Genomic DNA, 18,580 nt, shown 5'->3' with positions numbered 1-18,580 from the left:
ATTGATCGGCGGCGTTACTCCACCGTTACGGATTTGGCAAGATTGCGCGGCTGATCCACATCGGTGCCTTTGGCAATAGCGGTGTGATAGGCCAGCAGCTGCGCGGGGATCGCATAAAGGATCGGTTGCAGAAGTTCGGGCGCTTCGGGCATGGTGATTGCGTTCCAGACGCCATCGCCCGAGCTTTGGGCCGCGCGCGCGTCTGAGACCAGAAGCACCCGGCCACCACGGGCCATCACCTCTTGCATGTTCGACACGGTCTTGTCGAAAAGGCCGTCATGGGGGGCCATCACCACGATCGGCGTGTGCTGATCCACAAGCGCAATCGGGCCGTGTTTCAGCTCACCCGAGGCATAGCCTTCTGCGTGGATATAGCTGATTTCCTTGAGTTTCAGCGCGCCTTCCAGAGCCAGGGGGAACATCTGGCCGCGCCCCAGAAACAGCACGTCCCGCGCTTCGGCCAGTTTGGAGGAGATCCTGCGGGTCTCTTCATCAATCGACAGGGCGGCGGACATGAGGCCGGGCAATTGGCGCAGCTCGGCCAGCTTGGCGGAAAGCCCGTCCGCGCTCAGATGTCCACGCGCATGGGCCGCTTTCAGGGCCATCAGGGCAAAGCAGGTCAGCTGTGCGGTGAAGGCTTTTGTCGAGGCGACTGAGACTTCGACACCGGCATGGATTTCCACCGCCACGTCACTTTCGCGCGCAATCGAGCTTTCGGGCATATTGATCAGGCTGAGGATATGATCGGCCTTGCCCTTGGCATAGCGCAGGGCCGCCAGCGTATCGGCGGTTTCACCGGACTGGCTGACAAACAGCGCTGCCGTGCGTGGGCTGAACGGGGCTTCGCGGTAACGGAACTCGGACGCCACGTCGATGTCCACGGGCAGGCGGGCATAGTGCTCGAACCAGTATTTTGCGGTCAGACCAGCATAATAGGCCGTGCCGCAGGCGACAATTGACAGCCGGTCGATGGCGGCGAAATCCACCCCCTCAAGCTCCATGGTGATCTGGCCATTTTTCGCATAGGCCGAAATGACCTCACCAACCACGGTGGGCTGTTGGGCGATTTCCTTGGCCATATAGTGTTTGTAGCCGCCTTTTTCGGCCATGGTTGCATCCATCCGGACCTGTTTCATCGGGCGGTTGGTCTGGCGGTTTTCCGCGTCGAAGATCTCGGCGCCTGCGCGGGTGATCACGGCCCAGTCGCCTTCTTCCAGATAGGTGACCCGGTCGGTCATCGGGGCCAGCGCAATGGCATCTGATCCCACAAACATCTCGCCATCCCCATGGCCAATGGCCAGCGGGCTGCCCTTGCGCGCGGCGATCATCAGGTTGTCATGGCCCTCAAACAGGAAGCAGAGGGCAAAAGCGCCCTCCAGCCGGGCCAGCGTGGCGCGCACGGCGTCAACCGGGCTGGCCCCTTTGTCGATCCGGCTTTGGGTCATCAGGGCGACAGTTTCGGTGTCGGTCTCCGTGCAGAAATGGATCCCTTCAGCGGCGAGTTCCGCGCGCAGTTCGCGGAAGTTCTCGATGATCCCGTTATGGACCACCGCCACGGTGCCCGCGCGATGGGGGTGGGCATTGTCGGTGGTCGGGGCGCCATGGGTGGCCCAGCGGGTGTGGCCAATGCCGGATTTACCGGCCAGTGGATGATGCACCAGATGGTCCGACAGGTTCACCAGTTTGCCCACGGTGCGGCGACGGGCCAGAGCCCCCTCGTCGTTTACCGTTGCAATGCCCGCACTGTCATAGCCGCGATATTCCAGCCGCTTCAGCGCTTCGACCAGGATCGGGGCGGCTTCGTGATTGCCAAGAACTCCTACAATTCCGCACATGTCACTTGCCTTCCTGTTTGCGCGCCTTGAGCGCCTTGAGTTTCTTGAACAGTTTCACCGCAAGGCCCGGTTTGATCTGCTGATCCGCCCGCGCAATCGCCAGCGCCCCGTCGGGCACGTCCCGGGTGATGATCGAACCTGACGCTGTCATCGCCTCATCCCCCACACGAACCGGGGCCACCAGCATCGTGTCCGAGCCGATAAAGGCGCGTTTGCCGATATGGGTGTGGTGTTTCATCACGCCATCATAGTTGCAGGTGACGGTGCCCGCACCCAGGTTTGCCTCGTCCCCGACGGATGCGTCCCCCACGTAAGACAGGTGATTGACCTTGGCCCCTTCGCCGATCTGCGCATTCTTGATTTCCACGAAATTGCCGATCTTGGCGCCATTGGCAAGCTCGGCCCCCGGGCGCAGCCGCGCATAGGGTCCGACGATGGCGCCGGTGGAGACGTGGCAGCCTTCGAAATGGCTGAAGGCCCGCAGCCGTGCACCGCTTTCCACCGTCACCTCCGGGCCGAAATAGACATTCGGTTCGATGAAGGCATCGCGCCCCACCACGGTGTCGAGTGAGAAGAACACGGTTTCCGGGGCCTGAAGTGTCACCCCGTCCTCCAGCAGCTCTGCGCGGCGGCGGGTCTGAAACAGCTCTTCGGCGGCAGCCAGTTCCGCGCGGGAGTTGATGCCGAGCGTTTCCGCCTCGTCACAGGTGACGGCCACGGCCCGCAATCCCCGACTATTGGCGATTTCCACAATATCCGTCAGGTAATACTCGCCCGACGCATTGTCGTTGCCCACGCCGTCAATCAGCGAAAACAGGGTCTGGGCGTCCGCTGCAACCACACCGCTGTTGCAAAGCGTAATGGCGCGTTCCGCGTCATTGGCATCTTTGAATTCGACAATGCGGGTCAAGGTTTTGTTTTCCACAACCAGACGCCCATAGCGACCGGGATCAGCCGCCTCAAAGCCAAGCACCACCACATCCGCGCCGTTCTGGCGTGCGTCGGCCATGGCCTGAAGCGTCTCCGGGCGAATGAAAGGCGTATCACCATAGAGGACAATCGCGTCACCTTCAAAGCCAGCCAGTGCTTCGCGGGCCTGCAACACGGCATGGCCGGTGCCAAGCTGGTCTTCCTGAACGGCCAGCGTGATGTCGGGGTCGATCTCATGGGCGGCTTTCCTGACCAGATCGGCCCCATGGCCCACCACCATCACCGTGCGCTCTGCCGCCAGATCACGGCCCGAGGCCAGCGCATGGGCAAATAGCGGCGCATTGCCCACCTCGTGCAACACTTTGGGAAGGTCCGATTTCATCCGTGTGCCGCGTCCTGCGGCCAGCAGGATCAGGGCGGTGGGCAAGGGTGTGGTCATGGTGATCTGCTCTTTTAAATCCGTTGGTCCCGTTTTACCTCTTGGGTAAGCGCCCGCAAGAGGGCTAGGTTCACTTAACTTTACCATGGATTACACATCGGGCCATATCGACGCCGCAACTGGCGTGTTTTTGCCGAAACCCGATCACCGCAGAAAAGAGGGGCAGATGCAGACTGTTATCTTCGATCTTGATGGGACGCTGGCGGACACATCCGGCGATCTGATCGCCGCTGCCAATGCCTGCTTTCAGGCGCTGGGGCAGGGGCAGCCGCTTGATCCGGTGGCGGATGCCCTGACCGCCTTTCACGGAGGGCGCGCCATGCTGCATCTGGGCTTCGAGCGGTTGGGGCATGGGGATGTTTCGCAGCGCGACCCCCATGTGGAGCGCGAGTTTCCCAACCTGCTGGACCATTACCGTATCGGGATCGACCGGCATACCCGACTTTACCCCGGTGCGGTGGCGGCGGTGAAACGGTTGCGCGCGCAGGGCTATGCGGTGGGGATCTGCACCAACAAGCCTGAGGGGCTGGCCGATCTTCTGCTGGCGCGACTGGGGATCCGGGACCTGTTCACGTCGCTGATCGGTGCAGACACTCTGCCCACCCGCAAACCGGACCCCGCACCCTATGTGGCATCGGTCGAACAGGCTGGTGGCCGCGTTGAGGCGTCGCTGATCATCGGGGACACCATGACCGACCGGGAAACGGCGCGCGCAGCCGGCGTGCCCTGCATCCTGGTGGGGTTCGGTCCGGAGGGGCAGGGCGTGTCGCGGCTTGCCCCCGAAGCGATGCTGGACCATTTCGATCATCTGGACGACATTGTCGCCCGGCTGATTGGCCTGCCGGTCACGGTGTGACGGTAAGGGCCGGGTGGTTTGGGGAAAGGCACGCATATGACTGAACAAGAGATCTTTTCCGGAAATTTCACCCAGCAGGAACCGATCCCCGACGACGCGGTTGCCGCCGCGCTTGAGGTGCTGCGCCATGGGCGCCTGCATCGCTATAACGTCGCCGAGGGGGAATTGTCGCAAACCGCGCTTCTGGAGCAGGAATTTGCCGCCGCAATGGGCGCGAAATATGCGCTGGCCGTGTCGTCCGGCGGCTATGCCATCGCGACCGCTCTGCGCGCCGTGGGGGTGCAACCGGGGGAGGCGGTGCTGACCAACGCCTTTACCCTGGCTCCGGTCCCTGGGGCCATCGCGTCACTGGGGGCACGGCCCGTTTTTGTCGAGGTCACCGAGGCGCTGACGATTGATCTGGAGGATCTGGAGGCAAAATTGCCTCAGGCCAAAGTTCTGTTGCTCAGCCATATGCGCGGGCATATCTGCGACATGGACCGGCTGATGGCGCTTTGCAATGCGGCCGGGGTGGTGGTGATCGAGGATTGCGCCCACACGATGGGCGCGCGCTGGAACGGGGGGCCGTCCGGGCGGCATGGGGCGATGGCCGCCTATTCGACCCAGACCTACAAGCATCTGAATTCCGGGGAAGGCGGGCTGTTGATTTCGGATGATCCTGACCTGATGGCACGGGCCACGATCCTGTCGGGATCTTACATGCTTTATGAACGTCATCTGGCTGCCCCACCGCCCGAGGCCTTTGCCGAAATCAAATACCTCACCCCGAATATCTCCGGTCGGATGGATAATCTGCGCGCGGCGATCCTGCGGCCTCAGCTCGCTAGGCTGGAGGGCCAATGTGCAGGGTGGAATGCCCGGTATCGTGCGGTGGAGGCGGGGCTGGCGGACACGCCCGGACTGACGCTGATTGAACGCCCTGACGCGGAAGACTATGTCATGTCGTCCTTCCAGTTCCTGCTGTTGGATTGGGCGGCAGAAAAGGTGGAGGGCGTGGTAATGCGCTGTGCGGCGCGCGGTGTTGAACTGAAATGGTTCGGCGGCGAAGAGCCTACGGGCTTCACCAGCCGATATGACAGCTGGCGATATGCAGATCCGCCCCGCCTGCCGCGGACGGACCGGATCCTGAAGGCGGTCTTGGATCTGCGCCTGCCGCTGACTTTCAGCCTTGATGATTGCGCTCAGATCGTGCGGATCATCCGCGACGAAGTGGCCGCTGCGTCTCAGAACCGGGCGCCATAACCTCCTCTGTTGCCGATTGACGGCAGACCCGCCCAGCGTCTGGGGGCGCGTCGTTTCACCTTCTGATCTGCCTTGGCATGGGGATTTGCGACGCTGCGTCCCCATTGACCCGAATCTGCCTCCCGGTCTAGGAAATGAACAAGCGTTCAATAATGGGCGACACTTAATTCCGGCCGTCGCAACCGGCCCATCCCGGAGGACCACATTATGTTCACAAATTCCATGAATTTCGACCTCGGAGAAGACGTCAACGCCGTGCGTGAAATGGTGCACGCCTTTGCGCAGGAGCGGATTAAACCGCTGGCCGAGCAGGCGGACAAGACCAACGAGTTTCCGAACGAGCTGTGGACCGAATTTGGTGAGCTGGGCCTTTTGGGGGTCACGACGCCCGAGGAATTTGGCGGCTCGGACATGTCTTATCTGGCGCATGTGGTGATCGTCGAAGAGATCGCCCGTGCCTCGGCCTCGATTTCACTGTCCTACGGGGCGCATTCGAACCTCTGCGTCAACCAGATCCGCCGCAATGCGACCGATGAGCAAAAGGCGAAATACCTGCCGAAGCTGTGTTCGGGCGAACATGTGGGGGCGCTGGCCATGTCCGAAGCCGGGGCAGGCTCTGACGTGGTGGGCATGAAGCTGCGCGCCGAAAAGCGCAATGGCTATTACGTGCTGAACGGCACCAAGTTCTGGATCACCAATGGTCCGGACGCCGATACTCTGGTGGTTTACGCCAAGACCGACCCCGATGCGGGCCCCAAAGGCATCACCACCTTCCTGATTGAAAAAGATATGAAAGGCTTCTCGACCTCGCCGCATTTCGACAAGCTGGGGATGCGTGGCTCAAACACTGCTGAGCTGATCTTTGAAGACGTGGAAGTGCCGTTTGAAAACGTGCTGGGAGAAGAGGGCAAAGGCGTGAAGGTGCTCATGTCCGGGCTGGATTACGAACGTGTGGTCCTGTCGGGGATTGGCACCGGCATCATGGCCGCCTGCATGGATGAAATCATGCCCTATCTGAAAGAACGCAAACAGTTCGGCAAGCCAATCGGTGAGTTCCAGCTGATGCAGGCCAAGGTGGCGGATATGTACACTGCGATGAACTCGGCCCGCGCCTATATCTACGAAGTGGCCAAGGCCTGTGACCGTGGTCAGGTGACCCGTCAGGACGCCGCCGCCTGTGTGCTTTACGCCTCGGAACAGGCGATGGTGCAGGCGCACCAGGCCGTGCAGGCGATGGGGGGCACCGGTTTCATGAATGAAAGCACCGTCAGCCGCCTGTTCCGGGATGCCAAACTGATGGAAATCGGCGCCGGCACTTCGGAGATCCGCCGGATGCTGATCGGCCGTGAGCTGATGGCGAACCAGTAATGAAGCGCTGGGCGATCATATGCGCCTTGACCTGCGTGGGGGCTCCGGCCTTGGCGCAGGACATCACCTATTCTTTCGATGCCACGCTGAATTGTCTGGCGGAAAAAGGGGGGGAAGGCGAGGCGCATCAGTGTTTCGGGGCCTCGGCCAGCGCCTGTATGGAAAGCACTGAATACGGATGGAGCACCGCAAGTATGGTGCAATGCCTTGATGCAGAAGCGCATGATTGGGACCGCCGGTTGAACGCGGCGTATGGATTGCTGATGAAGCAAAGCAAAATCGTGGATGCCGAGATGGCAGAGCTGGGATCAAGTGTGCCCAGCCAGGCCGAGGCGCTGCGTGCGATGCAACGTGCTTGGATCCCCTTTCGTGATGCGTCTTGTGAATATGAACGCTCGACCTGGGGGGGTGGCACGGGCGGCGGTCCCGCCAGCCTGTCCTGCTATCTTGATTTGACTGCGCGGCAAGCCTGGTCTCTGGAACAAAACCTTGCGGCGGATCAGGCCGCGAACTGCAACCATGAAGGATGCACAGAATGAAACTGAACTCACAAGCAATGCCGGGATCAGAAGCCTACAAGGCCAATCGTGACGGCCATCTGGACGCGCTGAATGTGGTGGCGGAGGCCGCTGAAAAGGCGATGCAGGGCGGGGGCGAACGCTCGCGTGACCGTCACCTGTCGCGTGGCAAGATGCTGCCGCGTGACCGGGTGTCGAACCTGCTGGACCCGGGCAGCCCCTTCCTTGAAATCGGCGCCACCGCTGCCCATGGCATGTATGACGATGCGGCCCCTGCCGCAGGCGTGATTGCCGGGATCGGTCAGGTGCATGGCCAAGAGGTCATGATCGTCTGCAATGATGCCACCGTGAAAGGCGGCACCTACTACCCGATGACGGTGAAAAAACACCTGCGCGCGCAAGAGATTGCAGAGGAATGCAACCTGCCCTGCATTTACCTTGTGGACAGCGGCGGGGCCAACCTGCCCAACCAGGACGAAGTGTTCCCGGATCGCGACCATTTTGGCCGCATCTTCTACAATCAGGCGCGCATGTCCGCCAAAGGCATCCCGCAGATCGCCGTTGTGATGGGGTCCTGCACCGCAGGCGGCGCCTATGTGCCGGCCATGTCGGACGTGACCATCATTGTGAAAGAACAGGGCACCATCTTCTTGGCAGGCCCCCCGCTGGTAAAGGCCGCAACCGGCGAAGTTGTCTCGGCAGAGGACCTTGGCGGTGGCGACGTGCACACCCGCCTCTCTGGCGTGGCCGACTACCTGGCCGAAGATGATGCCCATGCGCTGGCACTGGCGCGCCGCGCCGTGGAAAGCCTGAACCGTGAAAAACCCTTCACCGTGAAATGGCAGGAACCGGAAGAGCCGCTTTATGACGCCGAGGAACTGCTGGGCGTGGTGCCCGCCGACCTCAAGACCCCCTATGACATCCGCGAAGTGATCGCGCGCATTGTCGACGGGTCGCGTTTTGACGAGTTCAAACCCCGTTTCGGCGAAACCATCGTGACTGGCTTTGCCCATCTGATGGGCTGCCCGATTGGCATCATCGCCAACAACGGTGTGATCTTCTCCGAGGCCGCCCAAAAGGCCGCGCATTTTGTCGAGCTTTGCTCGCAGCGGAAAATCCCGCTGGTGTTTTTGCAAAATATCACCGGCTTCATGGTCGGTCGCAAATATGAAAACGAAGGCATCGCGCGTCATGGCGCGAAAATGGTGACCGCGGTCGCCACCACCAATGTGCCGAAAGTGACCATGGTTGTGGGCGGCTCTTATGGCGCGGGCAACTATGGCATGGCCGGCCGCGCCTATCAGCCGCGCTTCATGTGGACCTGGCCCAATTCGCGCATCTCTGTGATGGGCGGGGAACAGGCCGCAGGCGTGCTCGCCACCGTGAAACGCGACGGGATTGAACGAAAAGGTGGGACCTGGTCGGCGGAAGAAGAAGCCGCCTTCAAACAGCCCACCATCGACATGTTCGAGGAACAGTCCCACCCGCTTTATGCCTCGGCACGGCTCTGGGATGACGGGGTGATCGACCCGCGTAAATCACGCGAAGTCCTCTACCTGTCGCTCCTGGCCGCCCTCAATGCCCCGATCGAAGACACCAAGTTCGGCGTTTTCAGAATGTAACGGTTTCGCCTTTCTTCTTGGCGAAAATACTCTCGGGGGTTTGGGGGCGGACAGCCCCCAATGCCTCCGCCCGATAAAAGGAACAATAAGATGTTCAAGAAAATTCTGATTGCCAACCGGGGCGAAATTGCCTGCCGGGTCATGGAAACCGCCCGTAAACTGGGGGTTGCCACCGTGGCTGTCTATTCGGATGCAGATGCCGGAGCGCGCCATGTGATGATGGCGGATGAGGCCGTGCATATCGGTCCGCCGCAACCGGCGGAAAGCTATCTTCTGGGTGATCGCATTATCCAGGCGGCCCTTGAAACCGGCGCCCAGGGGATCCACCCGGGATACGGCTTCCTGTCGGAAAACCCCGACTTCGTGGATGCGGTTGAGAAGGCAGGCCTGACCTTTATCGGCCCCTCGGCGGATGCGATCCGCAAGATGGGGCTGAAGGACGCCGCGAAAAAGCTGATGGTCGAGGCGGGTGTGCCCGTCGTGCCCGGCTATCATGGCGAAAACCAGGATCCCGCTTTCCTGGCCTCCGAAGCTGAGAAAATGGGCTATCCGGTGCTGATCAAGGCCGTGGCCGGCGGTGGCGGCAAAGGGATGCGCCGTGTGGATGATCCCAAGGATTTCGCCGATGCGCTGGCCTCGGCCCAGGGCGAGGCGCAGACCGCCTTTGGCAATCCTGATGTGCTGGTTGAGAAATACATCCTCTCCCCGCGCCATATCGAAGTGCAGGTCTTTGGCGATGGCACGTCAGCGGTGCACCTGTTTGAACGCGACTGCTCGCTGCAGCGCCGCCACCAGAAGGTGATCGAAGAAGCCCCCGCGCCGGGCATGACCGACGAGGTCCGCGAGGCGATGGGGATGGCCGGTGTGCGGGCTGCCGAGGCGATCGGCTATAAAGGCGCGGGCACGGTCGAGTTCATTGTGGATGGCTCAAACGGTCTGCGCACCGATGGGTTCTGGTTCATGGAGATGAACACCCGCCTGCAGGTGGAACATCCCGTGACCGAAGAAATCACCGGTGTTGACCTGGTGGAATGGCAGCTTCGCGTGGCGTCGGGGGAAGGATTGCCGAAGCAGCAGGAAGAGCTGTCGATCAACGGTCACGCCTTCGAGGCGCGCCTTTATGCAGAAGATGTGCCAAAGGGCTTCCTGCCCGCCACCGGCACGCTGACCCATCTGAAATTCCCCGCAGGGGCGCGATCGGATACCGGGGTCAGGGCGGGGGATACGATCAGCCCGTTTTACGACCCGATGATTGCCAAGATCACGGTGCATGCCGCGACCCGTGCAGCGGCTTTGCAAAAGATGAATGCGGCCCTGACCCAGACCGAAGTGGCCGGGTCGGTGACCAACCTCGCATTCCTCGGGGCACTGACACGGCATGACGGCTTTGCCGTCGGTGATGTGGATACCGGCCTGATTGACCGGGATCTTGAGGCACTGATTGCCGAACCCGGCCCGCGCCCGAGCGACATCGCCGCCGCCGCGCTTTCGGCGCTGGACCTGCTCAAGCCAAAAGGCACCGGATTCACCCTCTGGGGCGGTCTCAACCACTTTGTCACCCTGACCTATGCAGGTGAGGAATTTGCAGTTGTGGTGTGTTCTCACGGGGCGGATCATCACGTGGTCACCGTGGGGGAAGAGAAGGTTGTGGCCCGTCGTATCAACGGCCAGTGGGAACTGGGTGGTGATCATGGACCGCGCGTGGCCAAAGCGGGCAATGTGGTGACGGTCTTTGCCCAGTCCGGGCTGGAGTTCCACGTGGCGGATCCGCTGGATCGCGATGCTGGCGCGGGGGCCGGGGCAGGGGTCATCGAAGCCCCGATGCCGGGGCTTGTGAAGGCGGTCTTTGCTGAGGCGGGCCAGGACGTGAAGCAGGGCGATCGCCTTGCCATCCTCGAAGCGATGAAGATGGAACACTCGCTGGAAGCGGCGCGCGATGGCGTGGTGGCCGAGGTGCTGTGCGCCGCCGGTGATCAGGTCGAAGCGGGGGCGCCATTGGTGCGACTGGAGGAGGACGAGGATGAGTGATCATCCTTTCCGCCTGCACCATGTGCAATATGGCCGCTCGTTCCGGGTGCTGTGGCTGATCGAAGAGATCGGGCTTGCGGATCGGATCGGGCAGCCATGTGAGGTGGTGGCGTATCAGATCGGCTCGAAGGAAATGTTCCAGGGGGGGCTCAACGCCGTGTCCCCCGCCACCCGCATTCCCGCGCTTGAAATTGATGGCATCACGATGAGTGAAAGCGGGGCGATCACCGAATACCTGGTGGAACGCTATGCGCCGGAACTTGGGGTGGCACCGGGCGAGGCCGAGCGGCCGGATTACCTGCAATGGATCCATTATTCGGAAACCATGGCCAGCCTGATTGAGCAGTTGAACCTGCAGATGGTGTTTCTGCGCCCGCCCGCCAAGGCCAGCCCCGTTGTGCTGAAGCTGAACGTGGCACGGTTGCGCCACACGCTTGCCGGGCTTGACGCGCGGCTTGAGGGGCGGGAATGGCTGCTTGACCGTGGATTTTCAGCGGCGGACATCATGTTCGGCTTCAACCTGTTTGCCGCGCCTTACTACGTGAAACTGGACGCGTTCCCCAATATTCAGGCCTATCATGCGCGCATGCAGGCAATGCCCTCGCACCAGCGCACGGTGGCCCGCGAAGGGGAACAGAGATTTTATGCGCAGGATTTCTATCCTGTCCCGGAAATGTGAGAACAGCCATGTCGGATTATGTAGAAATCTTCGAAGTGGGCCCGCGCGACGGGTTGCAGAACGAGAAACGCCAGATTCCAACGGCGGAGAAAATTGCCCTGGTCGATCTGCTGTCGGGGGCGGGGTTCAAACGCATCGAGGTGGCCAGTTTCGTCAGTCCGAAATGGGTGCCGCAAATGGCGGATTCAGCGGATGTTTTGGCGGGCATCACCCGCGCTCCGGGGATCTCTTATGCGGCGCTGACGCCGAATATGCGCGGGTTCGAAGGGGCAATGGCGGCCAAGGCCGATGAAATTGCCATTTTCGGCTCTGCCTCGGAAGGGTTTTCAAAGGCCAATATCAATTGTTCGATTGAGGAAAGCCTTGAGCGATTTCTGCCGGTAGCTGAAGCCGCAAAAGCGGCAAATGTGAAAATGCGCGGCTATATTTCCTGCGTGACAGACTGTCCGTTCGACGGGCCGACGCCCGCCAGCAAGGTTGCCTGGGTGGCTGAAAAGCTGATCGAGATGGGCTGTTACGAAATCAGCCTGGGCGACACGATTGGACAGGCCACACCCGAAAGCATCTCGACCATGCTGGACGCGGTGCTGGATGTGGCCGGGCCAGAGATGTTTGCCGGTCACTATCACGACACGTCCGGCCGGGCCTGTGACAATATCGAGGCCTCGATTGCCAAAGGGCTGCGGGTCTTCGACGCGGCTGTGGGCGGGCTGGGCGGCTGTCCTTATGCGCCGGGTGCGCAGGGCAATGTCGCCAGCGAGGCGGTGCATGATCGCGTGGTCTCGCTGGGCATGACCACCGGGCTGGACCGCAACATTCTGGACAAGGCCGCAGATATGGCGCGGCAAATGCGCATCGAGGGGTAAAAGATGAGCTATCAGACAATTTCGATTTCGACGGATGAGCGTGGCGTGGCCAACCTGTTGCTGGATCGCGCGGACAAGCACAATGCCATGTCCGCGCAGATGATCGAGGAACTGACCGATGCGGCGCAGAAACTTGGCGCAGATGATCATGTGCGCGTGGTGATCCTGACAGGCGACGGCAAAAGCTTTTGTGCCGGGGGCGATCTGCGCTGGATGCAGGATCAGATGGCGGCTGATCCGGTCACGCGCGGGGTTGAGGCCAAGAAGCTGGCCATGATGCTCAACGCATTGAATATCATGCCAAAACCCCTCATTGCAAAGGTGCAGGGGCAGGCGTTCGGGGGCGGTGTCGGCATGGCGTCGGTCAGCGATATTTCGATTGGAATCAAAGGTGCCAAGTTCGGTCTGACCGAGACCCGGCTGGGTCTGATTCCGGCCACGATCGGGCCCTATGTGCTTGCCCGTCTGGGGGAAGCAATGGCGCGGCGCGTGTTCATGTCCGCGCGGATTTTCGACGCGGATGAGGCGGTGACACTTGGGCTGTTGGCCAAAGCGGTTGCCCCGGAAGATCTGGATGCGGCGGTTGAGGCAGAGGTCGCTCCTTACCTCAACTGTGCCCCTGGCGCGGTGGCGGATGCCAAGGCGCTGGCCCGTCGTCTGGGGCCGCCGATCACCGAGGAGATCATTGACGAGACCATTGCGGGGCTTGTCTCTCGTTGGGAAAGCGCCGAGGCACAGGAAGGTATTGCTGCCTTCTTTGCCAAGGAAAAGCCCAGCTGGCAGTCGTAATCTGCACGAGGGATGTCGTAAATCCGAGTATTTTTCCCCGTTTTGGGCTCGGGGGGATCGAAATCTAGGATTGGTGAGTCTCTTTTCAAGCCCCCAAATATCATGTTGTTGAAAAAAGGAGGTGTCTCGGGTGAGACATCTCCTAAAATTTTGGTTAACAGGTGATGAAATTCGCCCTGTTGTTTTATGGGGTTTTCAGTGGAAACCCCTTATAAACAACGAGATATTTCACAAGTGAGGCAAGCTCTTGCGGTAACATTCACAGACCCGAATATTTACCCCGCTTGGTTGACCCGACACCGGTGCGGCGGTAAACCGCACATAGCTAGCAGAATGCGGATTTGCCCGGAACAGGGCCGCATAAAAGGAGCCACACGTGGAAGACCTTCTCAGGGAATATCTCCCGATCATCATTTTCCTCGGACTTGCCATTGTCATCGGTCTTGTGCTGATCATCGCCGCCGTCGTCTTGGCTGTTCGCAATCCTGATCCCGAAAAACTCAGCGCCTACGAATGCGGTTTCAACGCATTTGATGACGCACGGATGAAGTTCGACGTCCGGTTCTACCTGGTGTCGATCCTGTTCATCATTTTCGACCTGGAAATTGCTTTCCTGTTCCCCTGGGCTGTGGCCTTCAAAGGGGTGGGGCTGGTTGGCTTCTGGTCGATGATGGTGTTCCTCGCCGTGCTGACCATCGGCTTTGCATATGAGTGGAAGAAAGGGGCGCTCGAATGGGAGTGATGACCGGAGCAAACACGGCGCAGGGCGACCGTGAACACGCCACCCGCCTGCTGAATGATCAGCTGGCTGACAAGGGCTTTTTGCTGACCACCACTGATGACATCATCAACTGGGCCCGCACCGGGTCGCTGCACTGGATGACCTTTGGTCTGGCCTGTTGCGCCGTGGAAATGATGCACGCCTCGATGCCGCGCTATGACCTTGAACGGTATGGCATCGCGCCGCGCGCCTCTCCGCGTCAGTCGGATGTCATGATCGTGGCAGGGACGCTCACCAACAAAATGGCCCCCGCGCTGCGCAAGGTTTACGACCAGATGCCCGATCCGCGTTACGTGATCTCGATGGGGTCCTGCGCAAATGGTGGCGGGTATTACCACTATTCCTATTCGGTTGTGCGCGGCTGTGACCGCATTGTGCCGGTTGACGTCTATGTGCCCGGCTGTCCGCCGACCGCTGAGGCGCTGGTTTACGGCATCCTGCAGCTGCAACGCAAAATCCGCCGCACCGGCACGATTGTGAGGTAAGCGATGAGTGAAGCCCCGAACACCGCCAACCTGAAAGAGCTTGGCGCAATGCTGGAAGCGAAGCGCCCGGATTGCGTACTGAGCTGGGAGGTTGCCTTTGGCGAGCTGAACGTCACCGTTCCGCTGTCGGCCATCCCCTCGTTCATCGAGTTCCTGAAGGCCGACAAGACCTGCAAATTCTCGACGCTCGTGGACCTGACAGCGGTGGATTACCCGTCGCGTGAGGAACGCTTCGACGTGGTTTACCACTTCCTGTCGATGTACACCAACCAGCGCATCCGCGTGAAAGTGGCCGTGCGGGAAGAGGAAATGGTGCCGTCGATCACCGAGGTGCACCCCTCGGCCGGCTGGTTCGAACGCGAAGTGTTCGACATGTTCGGTATCCTGTTCTCGGGTCACCCGGACCTGCGTCGCCTGCTGACGGATTACGGTTTCCGCGGCCATCCGCTGCGCAAGGATTTCCCGACCACCGGCTATACCGAAGTGCGCTATGACGAGGTTGAAAAACGCGTGGTTTATGAACCCGTGTCGCTGACCCAGGATTACCGCCAGTTCGATTTCATGTCGCCATGGGAAGGGGCCAACTATGTCCTGCCCGGTGATGAGAAATCTGACGAGGCCGGAAAGTAATCGGGCAGGATCAGGGCATGAGCGCGCAAAACATTCTTTACTGTGTGGGGGCACCGAAATCCGGCACCAGCTGGCTTTTCGACTATTTCTATTACCACCCCACAGCAAAGACGCGCGCGCTGAAGGAAGTGCATTACTGGGACAGTCTTGAAGGCGGTCGTGGCGGGTTCTGGCTGGACCAGCACCGCGCCCGACGTGCGGATCTGGCCCAGGCCAACAAAACCGAGAAGAAGGCAGAGGCCAAGGCGTTCCAGGACGCGGCCATCGCGGCCATTGATAACTGGGTCACTTGCTTTGATGGCCAGACCCGTGACGATGCGGCATATCTGGATTTCATCTCGGATCATGGCAAAGCCGGGCTGGCGGTGGATTTCACCCCGTCTTACGGATCTCTTTCGGCACAAAGCTTTCAAAAGATGGCGGATCTGTCCGAAAATGCCCGTTTCCTGTTTCTGATGCGCGACCCGGTGGAGCGGATCCTGTCGCATCTGCGCATGGACAGCCATGGGGATCTGGACAAGCTCAATCGCAAGATTGAAAAATTCCTCTCAGAGGAAGACAGCGATCTGCACATCCTGCGTTCGAATTACCGCCGCACGATCAACAACCTGCTGAAGGTTGTCCCGCGTGAGCGTGTGCATTTCGAATATTACGAGACCCTGTTCTCGGAGAATGCCATTCAACGCCTGTGCGCTTTTGCAGGCCTTGAACCGGCCAAGGCCCTTTTTGAGAAACGCGTCCATAAAGGGCTGCGTTACCCGAATTTCGCGGCGCCCGTCGAAAAACTGCGACAGGCCCTGAACCCGCAATACAATTTCGTCGAAAAGTTCATGGGTGAACTGCCGGCGGAATGGACCCAGAAGATGGTGAACGTATGATGGACGGAACCAAAGGCTTCAATGACGCCGAAACCGGCGAACAGAAGATCCGCAATTTCAATATTAACTTCGGCCCGCAACACCCGGCCGCGCACGGCGTGCTGCGGATGGTGCTGGAGCTGGATGGCGAGATCGTGGAACGCGCTGACCCGCATATCGGCCTGCTTCACCGCGGCACCGAAAAGCTGATGGAAAGCCGCACCTATCTGCAGAACCTCCCCTATTTTGACCGGCTCGACTATGTGGCGCCGATGAACCAGGAACATGCCTGGTGTCTGGCGATCGAAAAGCTCGCCGGGGTCGAAGTGCCGCGTCGCGGGCAGTTGATCCGGGTGCTGTATTCGGAAATCGGCCGGATCCTGAACCACCTGCTGAACATCACCACGCAGGCCATGGACGTGGGCGCGCTGACGCCGCCGCTCTGGGGCTTTGAAGAGCGTGAAAAGCTGATGATCTTTTACGAGCGCGCCTGCGGGGCCCGCCTGCACGCCAACTATTTCCGTCCCGGTGGTGTGCATCAGGACCTGCCGCCGGAACTGATTGATGATATCGAAACCTGGGCCAATGAGTTCCCGGAAAAGATCGACGATATCGACGGGCTGCTGACCGAAAACCGCATCTTCAAACAGCGTAACGCCGATATTGGCGTCGTGAATGAAGAGGACATTCTGAACTGGGGCTATTCGGGCGTGATGGTGCGCGGCTCGGGCCTCGCTTGGGATCTGCGTCGTGCGCAGCCCTATGAATGCTATGACGAGTTCGATTTCCAGATCCCGGTCGGCAAGAACGGCGACTGCTATGACCGTTACCTGGTCCGCATGGAAGAGATGCGCCAGTCGCTCAGCATCATGCATCAGGCGATTGCCAAACTGCGCGCACCCGATGGGCAGGGCGACGTTCTGGCCCGTGGCAAGCTGACCCCGCCGAAACGCGGCGACATGAAGCGCGACATGGAAAGCCTGATCCACCACTTCAAGCTCTACACCGAAGGGTTCAAGGTTCCGGCAGGCGAAGTGTACGCCGCCGTGGAAGCCCCGAAAGGTGAGTTTGGCGTCTACCTCGTCTCTGACGGGTCCAACAAACCCTACCGCGCCAAGATCCGCGCGCCGGGGTATCTGCACCTTCAGTCGATGGATTACGTGGCCGGTGGCCACCAGCTCGCCGACGTCGCCGCCATTATCGGCACCATGGATATCGTGTTTGGGGAGATCGACCGCTAATGCTCCGCCGTTTGCATCATGAACAGCCCGAAAGCTTTGCTTTCACACCCGCCAACCTTGCTTGGGCGGAAGGGCAGATTACGAAATATCCCGAAGGGCGTCAGGCCTCGGCGGTGATCCCGCTTCTGTGGCGTGCCCAGGAACAGGAAGGCTGGCTCTCCAAGCCCGCGATAGAAGCCGTGGCCGACATGCTCGGCATGGCCCATATCCGCGTGCTGGAAGTGGCGTCCTTCTACTTCATGTTCCAACTGCAACCGGTTGGATCCGTGGCGCATATCCAGATCTGCGGCACCACGTCCTGCATGATTTGTGGCGCGGAAGACCTGATTGCCGTGTGTCGTGAGAAGATTGCGGACAAGCCGCATACCCTGTCGGCGGATGGCAAGTTCAGCTGGGAAGAGGTCGAGTGCCTTGGCTCCTGCACCAACGCGCCGATGGCGCAGATCGGCAAAGATTACTTCGAGGATCTGACCGCCGAAGGTTTTGCCAAGATGATCGATGAGATGGCCGCGGGCACCGTGCCGGTGCCCGGTCCGCAAAACGGTCGTTACGGGTCGGAACCGCTGGCCGGTCTGACCTCGCTCACCGAATTTGAAAGCGGCAAGGCGCAGTATAACGCCTCGGTGCAGCTGGCAACGGATATTGGCGACAGCATCAAGCGGATCGACGGCACCGAAGTGCCGCTCTCGACCCCGTGGCTGGGCAAGAATGCCACCGGCGCCAAGACGGCCCCGCCGAAAGCGGCGGAGGCAGGCAAGCCTGCCAATCAGCAGAAGAAAGCAGCCAAACCTGCGGCAGCGACGGCTGAGAAAGCTGCGCCTGCCAAGAAAGCCAAAGCTGACAAGGCAGAGGCCCCTGCTGCCACCACTGGTGAGGCCAGGAAGCCGCGCGTCATGAAAGCGCCGCGCAAGGCCGGCGCCGATGATCTCAAACAGCTCAAAGGTGTTGGTCCCAAGCTGGAGCAGACCCTGAACGAACTGGGGTTCTGGCATTTCGACCAGATCGCAAAATGGACCGCGGACGAGATTGCCTGGGTGGATGACAATCTGAAATTCAAAGGCCGGATCGAACGGGATGGTTGGGTCGAACAGGCCAAGATCCTTGCCGAGGGCGGAGAGACCGCGTTTTCGAACAAGGTGAAAAAGGGCGACGTCTATTAAGGGCGGAATGAAAGTATGACGATGGCACAGGACCCATTGAACAGTATTGGCCGGGACGGGCGCGTGGCGGGGATCGTCATTGCCTTGACCGGTGCGCTGTGGGTCGGTGCTGCCTGGGTCGGGAAAAGCCTCGAATGGTCTAATCGGACCATGGCGCTGGTGGATCTGATGGCCCTGGCCGGGTTTGTGTTTGGCCTGGTCTTAACGTATCGGATCTGGCGCAAGAGCCGCCGGAATGATGAAGGATAAGAGCG

The 18,580-nt window shown here is 60.4% G+C and carries 18 protein-coding genes; 16 read left to right on the top strand and 2 right to left on the bottom strand.

Annotated features, from left to right (window positions below):
• Positions 1 to 14 precede the first annotated feature (14 nt).
• Positions 15 to 1,835 (bottom strand): glutamine--fructose-6-phosphate transaminase (isomerizing), encoded by a 1,821-nt coding sequence (gene glmS, locus K3J57_RS08525; RefSeq protein ID WP_259795408.1) that lies wholly within the window; start codon positions 1,833 to 1,835, stop codon positions 15 to 17.
• A 1-nt stretch (position 1,836) separates the two neighbouring features.
• Complete coding sequence (gene glmU / locus K3J57_RS08520; protein WP_259779174.1) at positions 1,837 to 3,192, bottom strand: bifunctional UDP-N-acetylglucosamine diphosphorylase/glucosamine-1-phosphate N-acetyltransferase GlmU; 1,356 nt, start codon at positions 3,190 to 3,192, stop codon at positions 1,837 to 1,839.
• Between the two features lie 178 nt (positions 3,193 to 3,370).
• On the opposite strand from glmU, the gene K3J57_RS08515 reads away from it, so the two are divergent.
• From K3J57_RS08515 to K3J57_RS08440, 16 genes are all read left to right on the top strand, one after another.
• Entirely contained in the window at positions 3,371 to 4,060 is a 690-nt protein-coding gene (locus K3J57_RS08515; RefSeq protein WP_259795406.1) for an HAD-IA family hydrolase, read from the top strand.
• A gap of 36 nt (positions 4,061 to 4,096) precedes the next feature.
• Positions 4,097 to 5,302: a DegT/DnrJ/EryC1/StrS family aminotransferase gene (locus tag K3J57_RS08510; protein ID WP_259795404.1), complete on the top strand. Its 1,206-nt coding sequence runs from the start codon at positions 4,097 to 4,099 to the stop codon at positions 5,300 to 5,302.
• A gap of 207 nt (positions 5,303 to 5,509) precedes the next feature.
• Positions 5,510 to 6,670 carry an isovaleryl-CoA dehydrogenase gene (locus K3J57_RS08505; RefSeq protein WP_055191550.1) on the top strand — a complete coding sequence of 387 codons (1,161 nt, stop codon included), beginning with the start codon at positions 5,510 to 5,512 and terminating at the stop codon, positions 6,668 to 6,670.
• A complete protein-coding gene (locus tag K3J57_RS08500; RefSeq protein WP_259795401.1) occupies positions 6,670 to 7,209 on the top strand; it encodes a lysozyme inhibitor LprI family protein in 540 nt (179 codons plus the stop codon). Before K3J57_RS08505 ends, K3J57_RS08500 begins: the two co-directional genes overlap by 1 nt.
• Positions 7,206 to 8,810 carry a carboxyl transferase domain-containing protein gene (locus K3J57_RS08495; protein WP_259790737.1) on the top strand — a complete coding sequence of 535 codons (1,605 nt, stop codon included), beginning with the start codon at positions 7,206 to 7,208 and terminating at the stop codon, positions 8,808 to 8,810. Before K3J57_RS08500 ends, K3J57_RS08495 begins: the two co-directional genes overlap by 4 nt.
• Before the next feature lie 90 nt (positions 8,811 to 8,900).
• The gene (locus tag K3J57_RS08490; protein WP_259795399.1) at positions 8,901 to 10,838 is read left to right on the top strand and encodes an acetyl/propionyl/methylcrotonyl-CoA carboxylase subunit alpha; all 1,938 of its coding nucleotides are present in this window, start codon (positions 8,901 to 8,903) and stop codon (positions 10,836 to 10,838) included.
• Positions 10,831 to 11,517 (top strand): glutathione S-transferase family protein, encoded by a 687-nt coding sequence (locus K3J57_RS08485; protein WP_259795397.1) that lies wholly within the window; start codon positions 10,831 to 10,833, stop codon positions 11,515 to 11,517. The genes K3J57_RS08490 and K3J57_RS08485 overlap by 8 nt, the downstream gene beginning before the upstream one ends.
• Positions 11,518 to 11,525: 8 nt before the next feature.
• Positions 11,526 to 12,383: a hydroxymethylglutaryl-CoA lyase gene (locus K3J57_RS08480; protein ID WP_259795395.1), complete on the top strand. Its 858-nt coding sequence runs from the start codon at positions 11,526 to 11,528 to the stop codon at positions 12,381 to 12,383.
• A 3-nt stretch (positions 12,384 to 12,386) separates the two neighbouring features.
• Positions 12,387 to 13,172, top strand: coding sequence for a crotonase/enoyl-CoA hydratase family protein (locus tag K3J57_RS08475; protein WP_259795393.1), 786 nt, complete (start codon positions 12,387 to 12,389; stop codon positions 13,170 to 13,172).
• A gap of 376 nt (positions 13,173 to 13,548) precedes the next feature.
• Entirely contained in the window at positions 13,549 to 13,914 is a 366-nt protein-coding gene (locus K3J57_RS08470) for an NADH-quinone oxidoreductase subunit A (protein WP_055191563.1), read from the top strand.
• Positions 13,905 to 14,438: a NuoB/complex I 20 kDa subunit family protein gene (locus tag K3J57_RS08465; protein WP_055191565.1), complete on the top strand. Its 534-nt coding sequence runs from the start codon at positions 13,905 to 13,907 to the stop codon at positions 14,436 to 14,438. Before K3J57_RS08470 ends, K3J57_RS08465 begins: the two co-directional genes overlap by 10 nt.
• Positions 14,439 to 14,441: 3 nt before the next feature.
• On the top strand, positions 14,442 to 15,068 hold the full coding sequence (locus K3J57_RS08460) for an NADH-quinone oxidoreductase subunit C (RefSeq protein WP_259783559.1): 627 nt from the start codon (positions 14,442 to 14,444) through the stop codon (positions 15,066 to 15,068).
• Between the two features lie 17 nt (positions 15,069 to 15,085).
• Positions 15,086 to 15,946: a sulfotransferase gene (locus K3J57_RS08455; protein WP_259790731.1), complete on the top strand. Its 861-nt coding sequence runs from the start codon at positions 15,086 to 15,088 to the stop codon at positions 15,944 to 15,946.
• Positions 15,946 to 17,166: an NADH-quinone oxidoreductase subunit D gene (locus K3J57_RS08450; RefSeq protein WP_259797753.1), complete on the top strand. Its 1,221-nt coding sequence runs from the start codon at positions 15,946 to 15,948 to the stop codon at positions 17,164 to 17,166. Before K3J57_RS08455 ends, K3J57_RS08450 begins: the two co-directional genes overlap by 1 nt.
• A complete protein-coding gene (locus tag K3J57_RS08445) occupies positions 17,166 to 18,326 on the top strand; it encodes an NADH-quinone oxidoreductase subunit E (protein WP_259795390.1) in 1,161 nt (386 codons plus the stop codon). Before K3J57_RS08450 ends, K3J57_RS08445 begins: the two co-directional genes overlap by 1 nt.
• A gap of 15 nt (positions 18,327 to 18,341) precedes the next feature.
• Positions 18,342 to 18,575: a DUF5337 domain-containing protein gene (locus K3J57_RS08440; protein ID WP_259783553.1), complete on the top strand. Its 234-nt coding sequence runs from the start codon at positions 18,342 to 18,344 to the stop codon at positions 18,573 to 18,575.
• Positions 18,576 to 18,580: the final 5 nt, after the last annotated feature.

This window comes from Aliiroseovarius crassostreae (assembly GCF_025137635.1).
GTDB lineage: Bacteria > Pseudomonadota > Alphaproteobacteria > Rhodobacterales > Rhodobacteraceae > Aliiroseovarius > Aliiroseovarius crassostreae.
Note: the sequence above shows the minus strand (reverse complement) of the source record. Positions and strands in the feature narration are given on the sequence as shown.

Excerpts from the sequence above, each read along its gene's own strand:
- glmS (WP_259795408.1), bottom strand. The coding sequence starts at position 1,835 with ATGTGCGGAATTGTAGGAGTTCTTGGCAATCACGAAGCCGCCCCGATC.
- K3J57_RS08515 (WP_259795406.1), top strand. The coding sequence starts at position 3,371 with ATGCAGACTGTTATCTTCGATCTTGATGGGACGCTGGCGGACACATCC.
- K3J57_RS08510 (WP_259795404.1), top strand. The coding sequence starts at position 4,097 with ATGACTGAACAAGAGATCTTTTCCGGAAATTTCACCCAGCAGGAACCG.
- K3J57_RS08505 (WP_055191550.1), top strand. The coding sequence starts at position 5,510 with ATGTTCACAAATTCCATGAATTTCGACCTCGGAGAAGACGTCAACGCC.
- K3J57_RS08500 (WP_259795401.1), top strand. The coding sequence starts at position 6,670 with ATGAAGCGCTGGGCGATCATATGCGCCTTGACCTGCGTGGGGGCTCCG.
- K3J57_RS08495 (WP_259790737.1), top strand. The coding sequence starts at position 7,206 with ATGAAACTGAACTCACAAGCAATGCCGGGATCAGAAGCCTACAAGGCC.
- K3J57_RS08490 (WP_259795399.1), top strand. The coding sequence starts at position 8,901 with ATGTTCAAGAAAATTCTGATTGCCAACCGGGGCGAAATTGCCTGCCGG.
- K3J57_RS08485 (WP_259795397.1), top strand. The coding sequence starts at position 10,831 with ATGAGTGATCATCCTTTCCGCCTGCACCATGTGCAATATGGCCGCTCG.
- K3J57_RS08480 (WP_259795395.1), top strand. The coding sequence starts at position 11,526 with ATGTCGGATTATGTAGAAATCTTCGAAGTGGGCCCGCGCGACGGGTTG.
- K3J57_RS08475 (WP_259795393.1), top strand. The coding sequence starts at position 12,387 with ATGAGCTATCAGACAATTTCGATTTCGACGGATGAGCGTGGCGTGGCC.
- K3J57_RS08465 (WP_055191565.1), top strand. The coding sequence starts at position 13,905 with ATGGGAGTGATGACCGGAGCAAACACGGCGCAGGGCGACCGTGAACAC.
- K3J57_RS08460 (WP_259783559.1), top strand. The coding sequence starts at position 14,442 with ATGAGTGAAGCCCCGAACACCGCCAACCTGAAAGAGCTTGGCGCAATG.
- K3J57_RS08455 (WP_259790731.1), top strand. The coding sequence starts at position 15,086 with ATGAGCGCGCAAAACATTCTTTACTGTGTGGGGGCACCGAAATCCGGC.
- K3J57_RS08450 (WP_259797753.1), top strand. The coding sequence starts at position 15,946 with ATGGACGGAACCAAAGGCTTCAATGACGCCGAAACCGGCGAACAGAAG.
- K3J57_RS08445 (WP_259795390.1), top strand. The coding sequence starts at position 17,166 with ATGCTCCGCCGTTTGCATCATGAACAGCCCGAAAGCTTTGCTTTCACA.
- K3J57_RS08440 (WP_259783553.1), top strand. The coding sequence starts at position 18,342 with ATGACGATGGCACAGGACCCATTGAACAGTATTGGCCGGGACGGGCGC.